Here is a 1,398-nt window from a genome sequence, read left to right on the forward strand (position 1 = left end):
TGCAAGACGCTTCTATGTCGGTGGTGATCGGTTCGGCTGGTTGCCGCTAGGTTCGGCGTCGGTGACCGCTTGGGTGGCTCATTGCCGATCCGGCCGCTCGGAGTGCGGGTGTGCCTTGTGCAAGACCTGTCCCCAGGTGGTCGTCGGCGCCGGCCCGGCCCACCTTGCTGGCCTGATCAGAAGCCTGCCCGTGCGAGCACACGTGGCCCATCACAGATTTGCCGCCGAGGTGACCGCATCCCGAGCCGACGCCGACTGTCCCGGTCGTCACTGGCAAAGGAGCAACACCCGAGATGGCACAGATCGTAGAGCGGGTCACGGATCGCTATGACGTGGTGGTGGGGGTGGATACCCACACCGACACGCACACCGCTGCCGTGCTCGACCGGTTCGGGGCGGTGCTGGCGCAGGTCACTGTGTCCACCGACGCGGACGGGTTGAGCCGGCTGGTGGCCTTCGCCGCCGCGCACACCCCACCGGACGGGCTCCGGTTGTGGGCGGTAGAGGGCACCCGGGCGCACGGTCAAGGACTATGTCGACTGCTCAGCGCCGCGGGTGAACCGGTCTGCGAGGCACCCAAACCGGCCGCAGCGGCCCGCCGTCGGGGCGGCAAGTCCGATCAGCTGGACGCGGTCGCCGCCGCCCACGCGGTGCTGGCGCTGTCCACCGACCATATCGCTGTGCCCCGCAGCGACGGACCACGCGAAGCGCTGCGTCTGCTGCTGGTCTGCCGCCGCCACCACAGCGACGCCCGCACCGCCACAGTCAACCTGGTCAAGGCGCTGATCCTGACCGCCGACGACACTCTGCGCCACGCCCTACGCGGGCTATCCACCGCCAGCCAGGTCGCCCGCCTGGCCGCCCTCGACCTACCCGAGAACACCCACCTTCCCATCGAGGAACACACCCGCCGCCGCGAACTGGGCACCCTCGCCCGTCACATCCACACCCTCGACGCCGCGCTGGCCGACAACCACCGCCGCCTACGTGCCCTCGTCACCGACCTGTGCCCACCCCTGCTCGACCAACCCGGAGTCGGACCCGTCACCGCCGCGATCGCCCTCACCGCCTGGTCACACCCCGGCCGCGTCCGCTCAGAAGCCGCCTACGCCACCCTCGCCGGCGCCGCCCCCATACCCGTGGCCAGCGGCCGCACCGACCGACACCGCCTCAACCGCGGCGGCGACAGAACCCTCAACAGCGCCCTACACACCATCGCCCTAACCCGCCGCCGCATCCACCCCGAAACCCGCGACTACATCAACCGACGCCGCGCCGAAGGCCGCACCACCAGAGAAATCACCCGCTGCCTCAAGCGCTACATCGCCCGACAGCTCTACCGAACCATCACCACCCACCACCGCACCCCTTGACAACCCCCACTCACAGATCGGCGCG

At 70.0% G+C, this 1,398-nt stretch carries 1 protein-coding gene; it reads left to right on the forward strand.

The genetic code is table 11. The features are described 5' to 3' along the window. Nucleotides 1-293 precede the first annotated feature (293 nt). On the forward strand, nt 294-1,373 hold the full coding sequence (locus tag ABZ794_RS33895) for an IS110 family transposase (protein WP_357519504.1): 1,080 nt from the start codon (nt 294-296) through the stop codon (nt 1,371-1,373). The last annotated feature ends 25 nt before the right edge of the window (nt 1,374-1,398 follow it).

This window comes from Micromonospora sp. NPDC047187 (genome assembly GCF_040643355.1).
In the GTDB taxonomy this organism is placed as follows: Bacteria; Actinomycetota; Actinomycetes; order Mycobacteriales; family Micromonosporaceae; genus Micromonospora; species Micromonospora salmantinae.